Source organism: Streptomyces griseobrunneus (assembly GCF_046713465.1).
In the GTDB taxonomy this organism is placed as follows: Bacteria; Actinomycetota; Actinomycetes; order Streptomycetales; family Streptomycetaceae; genus Streptomyces; species Streptomyces microflavus.
Genome location: NZ_CP177080.1, coordinates 3,363,100 through 3,377,747, shown reverse-complemented (window position 1 = coordinate 3,377,747; position 14,648 = coordinate 3,363,100). Strand labels below are relative to the sequence as shown.

General features: G+C 73.0%; 12 protein-coding genes and 1 pseudogene. 10 read left to right on the top strand and 3 right to left on the bottom strand.

What is annotated here, in order from left to right; translation table 11 throughout:
* Positions 1–45 precede the first annotated feature (45 nt).
* Both ACK8N7_RS15210 and ACK8N7_RS15205 read right to left on the bottom strand, forming a co-directional pair.
* Positions 46–759, bottom strand: a complete 714-nt coding sequence (locus ACK8N7_RS15210; protein WP_500442757.1) for an NUDIX domain-containing protein — start codon at positions 757–759, stop codon at positions 46–48.
* 28 nt (positions 760–787) lie between these two features.
* Positions 788–1,735: an oxidoreductase gene (locus ACK8N7_RS15205; RefSeq protein ID WP_500442755.1), complete on the bottom strand. Its 948-nt coding sequence runs from the start codon at positions 1,733–1,735 to the stop codon at positions 788–790.
* A 105-nt stretch (positions 1,736–1,840) separates the two neighbouring features.
* Here ACK8N7_RS15205 and ACK8N7_RS15200 point away from each other — a divergent pair.
* A pseudogene (locus ACK8N7_RS15200) lies at positions 1,841–2,445 on the top strand (TetR family transcriptional regulator).
* A 15-nt stretch (positions 2,446–2,460) separates the two neighbouring features.
* Here ACK8N7_RS15200 and ACK8N7_RS15195 read toward each other — a convergent pair.
* The gene (locus ACK8N7_RS15195) at positions 2,461–3,282 is read right to left on the bottom strand and encodes an alpha/beta fold hydrolase (protein ID WP_500442753.1); all 822 of its coding nucleotides are present in this window, start codon (positions 3,280–3,282) and stop codon (positions 2,461–2,463) included.
* Positions 3,283–3,426: 144 nt separating this feature from the next.
* On the opposite strand from ACK8N7_RS15195, the gene ACK8N7_RS15190 reads away from it, so the two are divergent.
* The 9 genes from ACK8N7_RS15190 (at position 3,427) to ACK8N7_RS15150 (ending at position 14,566) form a co-directional block, all read left to right on the top strand.
* The gene (locus tag ACK8N7_RS15190; RefSeq protein ID WP_500442751.1) at positions 3,427–4,083 is read left to right on the top strand and encodes a TetR/AcrR family transcriptional regulator; all 657 of its coding nucleotides are present in this window, start codon (positions 3,427–3,429) and stop codon (positions 4,081–4,083) included.
* Positions 4,084–4,201: 118 nt separating this feature from the next.
* Positions 4,202–5,008, top strand: coding sequence for a TIGR03084 family metal-binding protein (locus tag ACK8N7_RS15185; RefSeq protein ID WP_403217122.1), 807 nt, complete (start codon positions 4,202–4,204; stop codon positions 5,006–5,008).
* Positions 5,005–6,747, top strand: coding sequence for an acyclic terpene utilization AtuA family protein (locus tag ACK8N7_RS15180; protein ID WP_403217120.1), 1,743 nt, complete (start codon positions 5,005–5,007; stop codon positions 6,745–6,747). Before ACK8N7_RS15185 ends, ACK8N7_RS15180 begins: the two co-directional genes overlap by 4 nt.
* Positions 6,744–8,342 carry an acyl-CoA carboxylase subunit beta gene (locus ACK8N7_RS15175; protein WP_500442748.1) on the top strand — a complete coding sequence of 533 codons (1,599 nt, stop codon included), beginning with the start codon at positions 6,744–6,746 and terminating at the stop codon, positions 8,340–8,342. Before ACK8N7_RS15180 ends, ACK8N7_RS15175 begins: the two co-directional genes overlap by 4 nt.
* A gap of 7 nt (positions 8,343–8,349) precedes the next feature.
* Positions 8,350–10,359 carry an acetyl/propionyl/methylcrotonyl-CoA carboxylase subunit alpha gene (locus tag ACK8N7_RS15170; RefSeq protein WP_500442746.1) on the top strand — a complete coding sequence of 670 codons (2,010 nt, stop codon included), beginning with the start codon at positions 8,350–8,352 and terminating at the stop codon, positions 10,357–10,359.
* Positions 10,356–11,516 carry an acyl-CoA dehydrogenase family protein gene (locus tag ACK8N7_RS15165; RefSeq protein WP_500442744.1) on the top strand — a complete coding sequence of 387 codons (1,161 nt, stop codon included), beginning with the start codon at positions 10,356–10,358 and terminating at the stop codon, positions 11,514–11,516. Before ACK8N7_RS15170 ends, ACK8N7_RS15165 begins: the two co-directional genes overlap by 4 nt.
* 142 nt (positions 11,517–11,658) lie before the next feature.
* Positions 11,659–13,242 carry a 4-coumarate--CoA ligase family protein gene (locus ACK8N7_RS15160; protein ID WP_500442742.1) on the top strand — a complete coding sequence of 528 codons (1,584 nt, stop codon included), beginning with the start codon at positions 11,659–11,661 and terminating at the stop codon, positions 13,240–13,242.
* On the top strand, positions 13,239–13,973 hold the full coding sequence (locus ACK8N7_RS15155; RefSeq protein WP_403217110.1) for an enoyl-CoA hydratase family protein: 735 nt from the start codon (positions 13,239–13,241) through the stop codon (positions 13,971–13,973). The genes ACK8N7_RS15160 and ACK8N7_RS15155 overlap by 4 nt, the downstream gene beginning before the upstream one ends.
* The gene (locus tag ACK8N7_RS15150; RefSeq protein WP_403217108.1) at positions 13,961–14,566 is read left to right on the top strand and encodes a TetR/AcrR family transcriptional regulator; all 606 of its coding nucleotides are present in this window, start codon (positions 13,961–13,963) and stop codon (positions 14,564–14,566) included. The genes ACK8N7_RS15155 and ACK8N7_RS15150 overlap by 13 nt, the downstream gene beginning before the upstream one ends.
* Positions 14,567–14,648 lie beyond the last annotated feature (82 nt).

The window sequence follows — 14,648 nt, the reverse complement described above, 5'->3', positions numbered from 1 at the left end:
CACCCTGCCCTACGTAGGGCAGGGTGAGAACTTCGGTCGCGCCGGTCACCACGTGCACGGCGCCCGGAGGTCGGTGATGGAGTCGGCGAGTTCGGCCGGGTGGGCGGGCCACCCCGTCCGGTGCCAGTGCTCGATCCGCCAGGAGAGCCGGCGCGGCCACAGCGGGGTGGCGGGCAGCTCCGCCACGGGGATCCAGACGGGGGTGCCGCCGTGGGTGTCCAGCGTCTCGTGAGGGCCGATGCGCCCCTCGGCCGTCATGAGGAAGTAGTGCTCGTACCGGCCGCCCTTCCAGACCCGCGCCACCTCCCGCCCGACGCTCCCGAGGAGCCCGGTCTCCTCGCGGAGTTCCCGTACGGCGGCTTCCCCGGCCGTCTCGCCCGTCTCGACCCCGCCGCCGGGGATCTCGTAGTACGGGCCGTCCTCGTCCGGGTCCTTGAAGCGGATCAGCAGCAGATGCCCGTCCCGGATCAGGATCGCCCCGGCCCGGACCCGTACGGGAGGAACGGCGGACGGATCGTCCACCTCCACCGCCCCGGTGGGCCCGGCACCCTCCGCCCAGGCCCGCAGGACGGTCTCCGCCGTGCCGACCGGCCAGATGCGGGCGTGCAGGGCCTCGTCCAGGGAGAGCGCGTGCGGCGGGCCCGAGGGTGTGGCCGTACCGGGGAACGCGTAGCGGACGGGCCCCGCGTCGCGGTGCTCCTCCAGGACGAGCCGGTCGCCGTCGAAGCGCGGTTCAACCAGGTGGGGTTCGGCAGTCATCGGCGGAGGTTAGCAGCGGGGCGGAACGTCACACCGGCGCCGGGAACGAGAACCGGACACCGGTCAGCCGCTCCGACACCTCCCACAGCCGCCGCCCGGTCTCCGCGTCGGTCGCCGCCGGGGCGAGCGCCACCCGCGCGGGTCCTCCGCGCAGTTTTCCGCGGCCGTCCGGGCCGATGAGCTCGCCGCCCCGGACATCCGGCCCGGTCGCCGCGTAGAGCTGCGGGAGCGCACCGGCGTCGGGGCGCTGGGCCAGGGGGAGCAGGACTCGGCCGAACAGCAGCTTCACCAGGCCGGTCGGCGCAATCGTCTGCAGATTGGTGGCGGTGTGGCCGGGGTGCGCGAGCACGCTGTGGACCGGGCTGCCGGACGCGGCCAGCCGCCGGTGCAGCTCGTGCCCGAAGACGGTGTTGGCGAGCTTGGACCGGTCGTGGAAGACCATCGGCTTGTAGGCGCGTTCGCCGTTCAGCCCGTCGAAGTCGAGGTGCGCCTTGCGGTGGTTGACCGAGGTCACCGTCACGACTCGCGGGTCCCGCCCCTCGGCCGGCAGGTCGAGCAGTAACCCGGTAAGCGCGAAGTGGCCGAGGTGGTTGGAGGCGAACTGCAGCTCATGGCCCTGCGCGCCGGCCGAACGCGGCGGTGCCATCACCCCGGCGTTGTCGACCAGCAGGTCCAGCCGGGAGCGGTCGGCGTGCAGCGCGTCAGAGAAGGCCCGTACGGAGTCGAGGTCGGCCAGGTCCAGCCGGCGCACCTCCAGGTCCGCCCCCGGCTCGGCGGCCGTGATCTCCGCGACGGCCCTGCGCCCCCTCTCCTCGTCGCGCACGGCGAGGATCACGCGGCCGCCACGGCGGGCGAGAGCGCGTGCGGTCGCCAGGCCGAGGCCGCTGCTGGCTCCGGTGACGACGGAGACGAGGCCGGACCGGTCGGGGATCTGCTCGACGGTCCGGCGCTGCTTCGGTGTCGCGTTCTGTGTCATGCGGCATGCGGTGTCGTCCGTGACACCAAGTGCCAAGAAGTTACCGGGTGCCAAATACGGCATCGCGCTACGACGGCGGATGTGAGCGCCCGCCCCGAAGTGACCATGGCCCAGCGCAAACGCCAGCTCGTCTCGGACGAACTGACCGAAGCCGCAATCCAGTTGATGGCGCTGGAGGGCTTCGACGCGGTCACGGTCGACGAGATCGCGGCCACCGCCGGTGTCTCCGAGCGGACCTTCTTCCGTTACTTCGCGTCCAAGGAGGACGTGGTCGTCCAGTTCCTGGCCGACATGGGCACCGGCATGTGTGCCGAGCTCGCCGCCCGCCCCGCCGACGAGCCCCCCGCCGTGGCCTTGAGGCACGCTGTCTGGGTCGCCATGGAGGCCTGCGCCGACGGCGACGACCACTCCGGCCGGGCCCTGCGGGTCGTCCAGCTGATCCTGCGCACCCCCGCCCTGCGCGCCGCTTCCTGGAACACCAGGGGCAGTGGCGCGACGACCTCGCGGTCGAGGCCGCCCGCCGCCTGACGCTCGATCCGGCGGCCGACCTCTATCCCCGCCTCGCCGCCGGGGCCGCCCTCGCCGCCTTCGACACCGTGCTCCGGCGCTGGAGCGACAGCGACGGCGCCGAGGACCCCGCCGCGCTGACCGACCGGGCGTTCGCGGTCCTCGCCCCGGTGCTGGACGCGGTCGGGCCGTCAGGTTCGTAAGGCGGTATCGGCCGCTCAAGGCCTCCCGCTCGCCCCGTGCCGGGCCAGAAACCCGGTGATGAGCGCCAGCCACTCCTGTGGCCGCTCGGCGAACGGCAGGTGTCCGGTGGGCAGTTCGGCCGTCTCGGAACCGGGCAGCGCGGCGGCGAGTGCGCGTTGCAGGGTGGGGGAGACGAGTGGGTCGGCCGCCGTTACGATCACCAGGGTGGGGGTGGCGATTCCGGCGAGATCCTCCCGTACGTCGACCCGCCGGACCAGCTCCACCTGATCACCGGTCCCGGGCGGCACGGTCGCCGTGATCTGCTCGGCGGCGGCCCGCACCTGATCGGGCGTGAACGTGGCCAGGGCCGGTTCGCCCAGGGCCATCAGCTGGACGAACTCGCCGAGCAGGTGGGGGTCGTCCACCGCGAGGAGCTGCCGCCAGACCGAGGCGGCCAGGTCCGTCCGCGTGTCGGCGTACGCGAACGTCGCGCTCAGCACCAGCGCGTCGACCCGCTCGGGGTGGCGGGCGGCGACCCGGATCGCGACCGGGCCGCCCAGGGAGTACCCGCTGACCGCGAACCTGTCGATCCCCTCCGCGTCGGCCGCCGCCACCAGCTCGTCCGCCAGGGTGTCGAGGTCCAGCGGCGTGAAGGAGCGGGGTGAGGCGCCGGACCCCGGATAGTCCACCCCGACGACGGTGTGCCGGGCGGCGAGCCCGCCCAAAATCGGGCCGTAGTTGGCCTCGACGCCTCCTCCGGCGCCGTGCGCGAGCAGGAGCCCGGGGCCGGAGCCGCGCACTGTGCGGGCGAGGGGGGCGGCTGGGGTGGCCGGGGTGGCTTCGTGGGTGCTCGTCATGGCGGAATCCCCTGGTGAGTGAGTGAGCGAGTGGGTGGCTTGGATGGCGACGCCTCCCAACTTTAGCGATCGCTAAAGCAAGCCATGCCCCGGACCGTAGCACTGATTCTTTAGCGATCGCTACAACTGGCGTAGAATGCTGTCGTGAGCAGCGAATCGACCCCCGCCGGGCCCCAGCCCGAGCCCGCGCCCGGCGCCGAGCCCGCGCCCCGGGCCCGGCGCCCCCGCCGTGCCTTCGACCGGGACGCCGCCCTTGCCGTCGCGCTCCGCGAGTTCTGGACGTACGGGTACGAGCCCACGTCGGTCGCCTCGCTGACCAAGGCGATGGGGATCAACCCGCCCAGCCTCTATGCCGCGTTCGGGGACAAGCGCCAACTGTTCTCCGAAGCCGTTCAGTTGTACTCCCGGACCTACGGGTCCTCGTCGCTGGAGGGCCCGGATGCCAGGACCGCCCTCGCCCGGGCGCTCAAGCACCTCGCCGCCGACTACACCGACCCGAGCCACCCGCCGGGCTGCTTCGTCATCACCGCCGCGGCCAACGGGGGGCCCGGCTCCGAAGGGGTGAAGAGCGAGTTGCGGGCGATGCGGGAAGCCACCAAGGCGCTGTTCGCCGCCCGCATCCAGGCCGACATCGACGCGGGGCTGCTGCCCGGCGGCACCGACGCCGAGGGCCTCGCCACCTTCTACGCGGCCGTCGTCCAGGGCATGAACCAGCAGGCATGCGACGGGGTGGGGCGGGAGGCGCTGGAGCGGGTGGCCGACGTGGCGATGGCGGCCTTCCCTGAGCCGGAGGGGCGCTGACGGGTTTTACCGTCCGTGCCGGCGGGGGCCGGGCAGAAAATCATGCAAGCGTGCTTGATTGTTTCTCGGACCACTGCCATGCTCCTGGGCACCACACCCGGTCCCGAGGGGAGCGCACGTGTCCGATGTCGCAGCGGTGGTCGACGATCTGCGCGAGGAGAGCGACGAACTCGACGTCCTGGTGGGGGTGCTGGAGCCCGGCCGGTGGGCCGACCTGACCCCCGCCGAGGGGTGGACCGTCGCCCATCAGATCGCCCATCTCGCCTGGACCGACGAGGTCGCGCTGCTGGCGGCCACCGAGCCGGACCGGTTCGGCGACGAGGTGGCCAAGGCCCTCGCCGCCCCCGAGTCCTTCGTCGACGAGGCGGCCCGGGCCCTGGTCGACGCCCATGCCCCGGACGCCCTGCTCGCCCGGTGGCGGGACGGGCGGCAGCGGCTCGGGAAGGTGCTGCGGGACGCCCCGGCGGGGACCAGGATCCCCTGGTACGGGCCGCCGATGAGCGTCGCGTCCATGGCGACCGCCCGGCTGATGGAGACCTGGGCCCACGGCCAGGACATCGCCGACGCCCTCGGAGCCACCCGGGCCCCCACCGCCCGGCTGCGGCACGTCGCGCGGATCGGGGTGCGGGCCCGGAACTACGCCTACGCGGTGCGGGGCATCACCGCGCCCGAGACCGAGTTCCGCGTCGAACTCCACGCACCGGCAGGCGAGTTGATTGCGTACGGCCCGGAGGGTGCCGCCCAGCGCGTCACCGGACCGCTCCTCGACTTCTGCCTCCTGGTCACCCAGCGCGCCCACCGCGCCGACCTCGCCGTCACCGCCGAGGGGCACGAGGCGGACCAGTGGCTCTCCATCGCCCAGGCCTTCGCCGGACCCCCCGGGCCGGGCCGCCTGCCCCGCGCGGAGCGGGACGGCCACCGGTGACCGGCCCCGCGCCCCTCCGGATCGGCAACGCCTCCGGCTTCTACGGCGACCGCTTCGACGCCGTGCACGAGATGCTCACCGGCGGCCCCCTCGACGTCCTCACCGGCGACTACCTCGCCGAGCTGACCATGCTGATCCTCGGCCGCAGCCGCCTCAAGGACCCGGAGAAGGGGTACGCCACCACCTTCCTGCGCCAGCTCGAAGAGGGGCTCGGCCTCGCCCACGAGCGCGGGGTGAAGATCGTCACCAATGCGGGCGGGCTCAACCCGGCCGGACTGGCCGACGCCGTAAGGAAGTTGGCCGCCAGGGTCGGGGTGCCGGTCGCCGTCGCCCATGTCGAGGGCGACAGCCTGCCCGTGCCGGACGGGTTCCTCACCGCCAACGCCTACCTCGGCGGCTCCGGGATCGCCGCCTGTCTGCGGGCCGGGGCCGACATCGTCGTCACCGGCCGGGTCACCGACGCGGCCCTCGTCACCGGCCCGGCCGCCGCCCACTTCGGCTGGGGGCCCGACGACCTGGACGCCCTCGCGGGAGCCGTGGTCGCCGGACACGTACTGGAGTGCGGTACGCAGGCGACCGGCGGCAACTACGCCTTCTTCGGGGAGCACGACCCCGGCCGCCTGCGCCGCCCCGGCTTCCCGCTCGCCGAGATCCACGCCGACGGCTCGTCCGTGATCACCAAGCACGACGGTACGGGGGGCGTCGTCGACCTCTCCACCGTCACCGCCCAACTCCTGTACGAGACCGGGGGAGCCCGCTACGCCGGACCCGACGTCACCGCCCGCCTCGACACCGTACGGCTCACGGCCGACGGCCCCGACCGGGTCCGCATCGACGGGGTGCGCGGCGAGGCCCCGCCCCCGACCCTCAAGGCCGGGCTCACCCGGCTCGGCGGCTGGCGCAACGAGGTCGTCTTCGTCCTCACCGGGCTCGATGTGGAGGCCAAGGCCCGTCTGGTGGAAGCGCAGTTCGGCGATGCCCTGGAGCGGGGCGGTGTGCGGCGGCCCGAGGAAGTGCGCTGGGAACTGGTCCGCACCGACCGGGACGACGCCGACACCGAGGAGCGGGCCAGCGCCCTGCTCCGGCTCGTCGTCCGCGACCGGGACGCCGAGGCGGTGGGCCGGGCCGTCTCCGGCGCCGCCGTCGAACTGGCCCTCGGCAGCTACCCGGGCTTCCATGTCACCGCCCCGCCCGGAAAGGGCGCCCCCTACGGGGTGTTCGAGGCCGTCCACGTACCGGCGGGGGAGGTCGAGCACACCGCCGTGCTACCGGACGGGGGCCGCGAGGTTCTTGAACCGCCTTCCGGCACAAGGCTGTTGGTGGAAGTCGAGGAGCCGCCGCTCCCTGATCCATATCCCTCGGGCCCCGTCCGCCGCGCCCCCCTCGGACTCGTCGCGGGCGCCCGCAGCGGCGACAAGGGCGGCGACGCCAACGTGGGTGTCTGGGTGCGGGACGACGACGCGTGGCGGTGGCTGGCGCACGAGCTGACCGTGGCGCGGTTCCGGGAGCTCCTCCCGGAGACCGCCGGACTCACCGTCGTACGCCATGTCCTGCCCAACCTGCGCGCCCTGAACTTCACCGTGCACGGGCTTCTGGGGGAGGGCGTGGCCGCACAGGCCCGGTTCGACCCCCAGGCCAAGGCGGTGGGGGAGTGGCTGCGGTCGCGGTGGCTGCCCGTCCCCGTACCCCTGCTGGAGCGCGACCACGGCCACGGCCCGTCACCGGAGGTATCCGCATGACCGTCCTGCCCACCGGGCTCGATACCAACAGCCCGGAGTACGCGGCGAATCGGACCGCCCTGCTGGAGAGGCTCACAGAGCTGGAGGCCGAGCACGCCAAGGCGCTCGCGGGCGGCGGCGAGAAGTACGTGGCCCGGCACCGGGGGCGCGGCAAGCTTCCGGCGCGGGAGCGGATCGAGCTGCTGGTCGACCCCGACACCCCGTTCCTGGAGCTGTCGCCGCTGGCCGCCTGGGGCAGCGACTACGCGGTCGGCGCCTCGCTCATCACCGGCATCGGGGTGGTGGAGGGCGTCGAGTGTCTGATCACCGCCAACGACCCGACCGTACGCGGCGGGGCATCGAACCCGTGGACGCTGAAGAAGGCCCTGCGCGCCAACGAGGTCGCCTTCGCCAACCGGCTGCCCTGCATCAGCCTGGTGGAGTCGGGCGGTGCCGATCTGCCGTCGCAGAAGGAGATATTCATCCCGGGCGGGGCGCTCTTCCGCGACATCACACGGCTCTCGGCGGCCGGAATCCCCACCGTGGCCGTGGTGTTCGGCAACTCGACCGCCGGAGGCGCGTACGTCCCCGGTATGTCCGACCACGCCGTGATGATCCGGGAGCGGTCGAAGGTCTTCCTGGGAGGACCGCCGCTGGTGAAGATGGCGACCGGCGAGGAGAGCGACGACGAGTCCCTCGGCGGGGCCGAGATGCACGCCCGTACGTCGGGTCTCGCCGACCACTTCGCCGTCGACGAGCAGGACGCGGTCCGGCAGGCCCGGCGTATCGTCGCCCGCTTCAACTGGCGTAAGGCGCACGCCGATCCGAGCCCCGCCGAGCCCCCGAAGTACGACGAGGACGAGCTGCTCGGGATCGTGCCGGGCGACCTCAAGGTGCCCTTCGACCCGCGCGAGGTCATCGCCCGGCTGGTCGACGGCTCGGACTTCGACGCGTTCAAGCCGCTGTACGGGACGAGCCTGGTCACGGGGTGGGCGCGGCTGCACGGGTATCCCGTCGGGATCCTCGCCAACGCGCAGGGGGTGCTGTTCAGCGAGGAGTCGCAGAAGGCCGCCCAGTTCATCCAGCTGGCGAACCAGCGGGACATTCCGCTTCTCTTCCTCCACAACACCACCGGCTACATGGTCGGCAAGGAGTACGAGCAGGGCGGCATCATCAAGCACGGCGCGATGATGATCAACGCGGTCGCCAACTCGAAGGTCCCGCATCTGTCGGTCCTCATGGGCGCCTCGTACGGGGCCGGGCACTACGGGATGTGCGGCCGGGCCTACGACCCGCGCTTCCTCTTCGCCTGGCCGAGCAGCAAGTCCGCCGTCATGGGGCCGCAGCAGCTCGCCGGGGTCCTCTCCATCGTCGCCCGCGCCTCCGCCGCCGCGAAGGGGCTGCCGTACGACGACGAGGCGGACGCCGGGCTGCGCGCCATGGTGGAGCAGCAGATCGAGGCGGAGTCGCTGCCGATGTTCCTGTCCGGGCGGCTGTACGACGACGGGGTCATCGACCCGCGCGACACCCGGACCGTCCTCGGGATGTGCCTGTCCGCGATCCACACCGCACCGGTCGAGGGCGCCCGCGGCGGCTTCGGCGTCTTCCGGATGTGACCCGCTCATGAGGAGAGACGTGATCCACTCCCTGCTCGTCGCCAACCGGGGCGAGATCGCCTGCCGGATCTTCCGTACCTGCCGTGACCTGGGCATCACCACGGTCGCCGTGTACTCCGACGCGGACGCCGGAGCCCTGCACGTACGGGAGGCGGACCTCGCCGTGCGGCTGCCGGGCGCGGCCCCCTCCGACACCTACCTGCGCGGCGACCTAGTCGTGGCCGCCGCCCTGGCCGCCGGGGCGGACGCCGTCCACCCCGGCTACGGCTTCCTCTCCGAGAACGCCGCCTTCGCCGCCGCCGTCCAGGACGCGGGGCTGACGTGGGTCGGACCGCCGGTCAAGGCGATCGAGCTGATGGCCTCCAAGACCCGGGCCAAGGAGCTCATGGGCGGGGCGGGGGTGCCGCTGCTGGCCCCCGTGGACCCGGCCACGGCGAGCGAGGACGATCTGCCGTTGCTGCTGAAGGCGGCGTCGGGCGGGGGCGGGCGCGGTATGCGGATCGTCCGCGAACTCGGCGCACTGCCTCGGGAGTTGCTGGCGGCCGCTGCCGAGGCCGCGTCGGCCTTCGGGGACGGGGAGGTGTTCGCGGAGCCGTACGTGGAGCGGGGTCGGCACGTCGAGGTGCAGATCATGGCCGACGCGTACGACACCGTGTGGGCGCTCGGTACCCGGGACTGCTCGCTCCAGCGCCGCCACCAGAAGGTCATCGAGGAGGCCCCGGCGCCCGGTCTGGACGAGGGCCTGCGCGCCCGGCTGCACGATGCGGCGGTGGCGGCGGCGCGGGCGGTCGGCTACCGGGGGGCAGGGACCGTGGAGTTCCTCGTCTCCGCCGAGGGGCGGCCGTACTTCCTGGAGATGAACACCCGCCTCCAGGTCGAACACCCGGTGACGGAGGCCGTGTTCGGGGTGGACCTGGTCGCGCTGCAACTGCGGGTCGCGGAGGGGGGGCCACTGGACCCGGTGGTTCCTTCGCCTTCGGGCCACGCGCTGGAGGCGCGGCTCTACGCCGAGGACCCCGCGCGTGACTGGCAGCCACAGACCGGAGCGCTGCTCACACTGGAGGTGCCGGACGCACCCGGCCTGCGCCTGGACACCGGGTACACCGGCGGCGACACCATCGGCGTGCACTACGACCCGATGCTGGCCAAGGTCATCGCCCACGCCCCGACCCGCACCGAGGCGATCCGGCTGCTGGCCGGAGCCCTGGAGCGGGCCCGTATCCACGGCCCGGTCACCAACCGCGCGCTGCTCGTCCGGTCCCTGCGCCACCCGGACTTCACGGCGGCACGCCTGGACACCGGGTTCTACGACCGGCACCTGGCGGACCTGACCGCCCCGGGTGCCGGTGACCCCGCCACCGCCGCCCTCGCCGCCGCCCTGGCGGAAGCCGTACACGCCACGGCCTCCCCGGGCCCCGCCCCCACCCCCACCCGCTTCGGCGCCTGGCGCAACCTCCCCTCCCAGCCCCAGGTCAAGCGCTACCGCAGCGAACCGGACGGCACCGAGCACGAGATCGCCTACCGCACCCCGCGCACCGGCACCCCGGAGCCGTACGACGCCCCCGGCGTCCGGGTCCTCGCCGCGGCCCCCGACCGGGTCACCCTCGAACTGGGCGGCGTGACGCGCCACTTCGACCTCGCCCGGGACCGCGACCGGCTCCACGTGGACACCGCCGGAGCCTCGTACACCTTCACCGCTCTGCCCCGCTTCACCGACCCCGCCACGCAGACCGACCCCGGCTCCCTCCTCGCCCCGATGCCCGGCACCGTCGTCCGCCTCGCGGAGGGCCTGGCGCCGGGAGCCCTGGTCGAGGCCGGGCAGCCGCTGATCTGGCTGGAGGCGATGAAGATGGAGCACCGCATCCTCGCCCCCGCCTCCGGCACCCTCACCGCCCTGCACGCCACCCCCGGCCACCAGGTCGAGGTCGGCGCGCTGCTCGCCGTGGTCCAGGAGGACCCGGACGCCACCCCCGTAGCCGCATCCGCACCCGCATCCGTACCGGAGGAGAACGCATGAGCACCGTCCTCGAAACCGCAGAGCACCAGGCGCTCCGCGCCGCCGTCGCCGCCCTCGGAAAGCGTTACGGGCGCGACTACATGACCACCGTCATCCGCGAGGGCTCCCACACCCACGAGCTGTGGGCGGAGGCCGCCAAGCTCGGCTACCTCGGGGTGAACCTCCCCGAGGAGTACGGCGGCGGAGGCGGCGGCATGGCCGAACTCTCCATAGTGCTGGAGGAGTTGGGGGCGGCCGGCTCGCCCCTCCTCATGATGATCGTGTCCCCCGCGATCTGTGGCACGGTCATCGCCCGCTTCGGCACGGACGAACAGAAACAGAAGTGGCTGCCGGGTCTCGCCGACGGCACCCTCACCATGGCCTTCGGGATCACCGAGCCCGACGCCGGTTCCAACTCCCACCGGATAACCACCACCGCCCGCCGCGACGGCACGGACTGGCTGCTCACCGGCCGCAAGGTCTTCGTCTCCGGCGTCGACATCGCCGACGCGACCCTGATCGTGGGCCGCACCGAGGACGCCCGCTCCGGGAAGCTGAAGCCCTGCCTCTTCATCGTGCCGCGCGACGCCGAAGGGTTCGGGCGGAACCAGATCGACATGGAACTCCACGCCCCCGAGAAACAGTTCGAGCTGGTCCTGGACGACGTACGGCTGCCGGCCGACGCCCTGGTGGGCGACGAGGACGCGGGGCTGCTCCAGCTCTTCGCCGGGCTGAACCCGGAGCGGATCATGACGGCCGCGTTCGGCATCGGGATGGGTCGCTTCGCGCTCGGCAGGGCCGTCGAGTACGCCCGTACACGACAGGTCTGGAAGGCCCCGATCGGCTCCCACCAGGCCATCGCGCACCCGCTCGCCACCGCGCACATCGACCTGGAGCTGTCGCGCCTGATGATGCAGAAGGCCGCCCGGCTCTACGACGACGGCGACGACATCGGGGCGGGCGAGGCGGCGAACATGGCCAAGTACGCGGCCGGCGAGGCCTGTGTGAAGGCGGTCGACCAGGCGGTCCACACCCTCGGCGGCAACGGCCTGACCCGCGAATACGGGCTCGCGTCCCTGATCACCGCGTCCCGGGTGGCCCGGATCGCGCCGGTCAGCCGGGAGATGATCCTGAACTACGTCTCGCACCAGTCGCTGGGCCTGCCGAAGTCGTACTAGAACCCGCGACCCGCGGAGAACCCAAGCCGTCCGACCCCTCCCCCTTCCCCACCCCCAGGGGCGATTCTGACTCTCCACACCCGCACGGCGCCCCGCGCCTCCTCCCCGGCGGCGCGGGCTCCGCGACGACAGGGGTACTGCCATGGTGTTCCGCAGTGAGTACGCAGACGTACCGGCCCTCGACACGCCCATCCACGAAGCGGTCCTCGGAGGGGCCGCGGGGTTCGGTGACACGGTCGCCCTGATCGACGGGACGAACGGCACCTCCCTCACGTACGCCCAGCTCGACGGCTTCCACCGCCGCATCGCCGCCGCACTCGCCGACGCGGGGCTCAGGAAGGGCGATGTCCTGGCCCTGCACAGCCCGAACACCATCGCGTACCCGGCGGTCTTCTACGGGGCCACCCGCGCCGGAGCCTCCGTCACGACGGTCCACCCGCTGGCGACGGCCGAGGAGTTCGCCAAACAGCTCGCCGACAGCCGCGCCCGCTGGATCGTCACGGTCTCCCCGCTCCTGGAGACGGCCCGCCGCGCGGCCGAACTGACCGGCGGCGTACAGGAGATCTACGTCTGCGACCAGGCGGAGGGCCACACCTCCATCCTGGACATGCTGGCCTCACCCGCCCCGGAACCGGCCATCGCCATCGACCCCGGCGAGGACGTGGCGGCGCTCCCGTACAGCTCCGGCACGACGGGCACGCCCAAGGGTGTGATGCTGACGCACCGGTCGATCGCGACCAACCTGGAGCAGCTGAGACCGTTCATCCCGATGGGGGAGGGCGACCGTATTCTGGCGGTACTCCCCTTTTTCCACATATACGGGCTCACCGCCCTCATGAACGCCCCCCTGCGCTGCGGCTCCACGGTCGTCGTCCTCCCCCGCTTCGACCTGGCGCAGTTCCTGGAGGCCATCCAGACGCACCGCATCACCGGTCTGTACGTGGCTCCGCCGATCGTGCTGGCGCTGGCGAAGCACCCACTGGTGGGGGAGTACGACCTGTCCTCGCTCCAGTACATCGTCAGCGCGGCGGCCCCGCTCGACGCCGAGCTCGCGGCCGCGTGTTCGGCCCGGCTGGGGCTCCCGCCGGTACGGCAGGCGTACGGGATGACGGAGCTGTCGCCCGGTACGCACGTGGTGCCGCTCTCTGTGGAGGAGCCGCCGCCGGGCACGGTGGGCAAGCTGCTGCCGAACACCGAGATGCGGATCGTGTCCCTGGAGGACCCGACGCAGGACGCGGAGCCGGGAGCGGACGGCGAGATCCTCATCCGCGGCCCCCAGGTGATGAAGGGCTACCTGGGCCGCCCCGACGCCACCGCCGACATGATCGACGCGGAGGGCTGGGTGCACACGGGGGACGTCGGCCGGGCCGACGAGGACGGCTGGCTGTTCGTGGTCGACCGGGTCAAGGAACTGATCAAGTACAAGGGGTACCAGGTCGCGCCCGCCGAGCTGGAGGCGTTGCTGCTGACCCACGAGCACCTGGCGGACGCGGCGGTGATCGGCGTGTACGACGCCGAGGGCAACGAGGTCCCGAAGGCCTTCCTGGTCCGGGGCCCGGCCGCGGAGGGCCTCACCACCGAGGACGTGATGGCGTACGTCGCCGAGCGGGTCTCCCCGTACAAGAAGGTGCGGCAGGCCGAGTTCATCGCGGCGGTGCCCCGGGCGGCGTCCGGCAAGATACTCCGGCGCGAGCTGCGCGACCGGGAGAAGACGGAGGAGAAGTGACCCTTATTGCCGAGCTCCGCGACCGGGGAGTGGCGACGCTGGCCCTGGACTCGCCGGCCAACCGCAACGCGCTGTCTGCCGCTCTGGTGGGCGAGCTGCGGGAGTCGCTGGCGCGGTGCGCCTCGGACGACACCGTACGGGCGGTGGTGCTGACCCACACCGGTACGACGTTCTGCGCCGGGGCGGACCTCAAGGCGCCGCCGGACCCGGAGGTGTTCGTGGGCCTGATGCGGGAGATCGTGGCGCTGCCGAAGCCGGTCGTGGCCCGGGTCGAGGGCCACGTCCGGGCGGGCGGCCTGGGCCTGCTGGCGGCCTGCGACATCGCGGTGGCGGGGCCGTCCTCGACCTTCGCGCTCACGGAATCGCGCCTGGGCCTGGCGCCCGCGGTCATCTCCCTGACCCTGCTGCCGCGCATGGACCGTACGGCGGCGAACCGCTACTTCCTCACCGGGGAGCGGTTCGACGCGGCGGAGGCCGCCAGGATCAACCTGGTCACGCTGGCCGCCGAGGACGTGGACAAGGCGCTCGTCCCGGTCCTGGACGGCCTGCGCAGGGCGTCACCGCAGGGGCTGGCCGCATCGAAGGGGCTGGTCACGGCTACGGTGCTGGAGAGTTTCGACCAGTACGCCGAAGACCTCATCGCCCGAGCTGCCACGCTGTTCGCCTCCGAGGAGGCCAGGGAGGGGATGACGGCCTTCCTTGAACGACGGGACCCGGCATGGGTGCGGTGACATCCTCCAGTGTTGCGAGATCGGCTCACACGCCGAAGCAGGACCGCAGCCGGGCGACCCGGCAGCGGCTCCTGGAGGCGGCGGTGGCCTGCCTGGCCGAACACGGCTGGGCGGGCTCCACCGTCTCGGTGGTCGCCGAGCGGGCCGGGGTCTCGCGCGGCGCGGCCCAGCACCACTTCCCGACCCGCGAGGACCTGTTCACGGGGGCGGTGGAGTACGTGGCCGAGGAACGTTCGGCCGCCCTGCGCGCGCTCCCCGTGCAGGGCCGCGCGGCGGTGGTCGCGGCCCTGGTCGACCTCTACACGGGCCCCCTCTTCAGAGCCGCCCTCCAGCTCTGGGTCGCCGCCTCCAACGAGGACCAGCTGCGCCCGCGCGTCACGGAGCTGGAGGCGCGGGTGGGCCGGGAGACCCACCGCATCGCCGTCGAACTACTGGGCGCCGACGAGTCCCGCCCCGGCGTCCGCGAGACGGTCCAGGGCCTCCTGGACATGGCCCGCGGCCTGGGCCTCGCCAACCTCCTCACCGACGACACCGCCCGCCGCGCGCGGGTCGTGGCGCAGTGGGCGGCGCTGGTGGAGGAGGGGCTGGGGTAGGCCCTCCGCGGTGCCGGGTCGGCTCCGGTGCGGACCCTTCGGTGTACGGGAGCTGACGCGCGGATGAGGAGTCGCCGTCGAA

What these genes read in the sequence shown, in the direction of transcription:
- ACK8N7_RS15210 (WP_500442757.1), bottom strand. Translation starts at nt 759, where the DNA reads ATGACTGCCGAACCCCACCTGGTTGAACCGCGCTTCGACGGCGACCGG.
- ACK8N7_RS15160 (WP_500442742.1), top strand. Translation starts at nt 11,659, where the DNA reads ATGGTGTTCCGCAGTGAGTACGCAGACGTACCGGCCCTCGACACGCCC.
- ACK8N7_RS15150 (WP_403217108.1), top strand. Translation starts at nt 13,961, where the DNA reads ATGGGTGCGGTGACATCCTCCAGTGTTGCGAGATCGGCTCACACGCCG.
- ACK8N7_RS15175 (WP_500442748.1), top strand. Translation starts at nt 6,744, where the DNA reads ATGACCGTCCTGCCCACCGGGCTCGATACCAACAGCCCGGAGTACGCG.
- ACK8N7_RS15165 (WP_500442744.1), top strand. Translation starts at nt 10,356, where the DNA reads ATGAGCACCGTCCTCGAAACCGCAGAGCACCAGGCGCTCCGCGCCGCC.
- ACK8N7_RS15205 (WP_500442755.1), bottom strand. Translation starts at nt 1,735, where the DNA reads ATGACACAGAACGCGACACCGAAGCAGCGCCGGACCGTCGAGCAGATC.
- ACK8N7_RS15195 (WP_500442753.1), bottom strand. Translation starts at nt 3,282, where the DNA reads ATGACGAGCACCCACGAAGCCACCCCGGCCACCCCAGCCGCCCCCCTC.
- ACK8N7_RS15170 (WP_500442746.1), top strand. Translation starts at nt 8,350, where the DNA reads ATGAGGAGAGACGTGATCCACTCCCTGCTCGTCGCCAACCGGGGCGAG.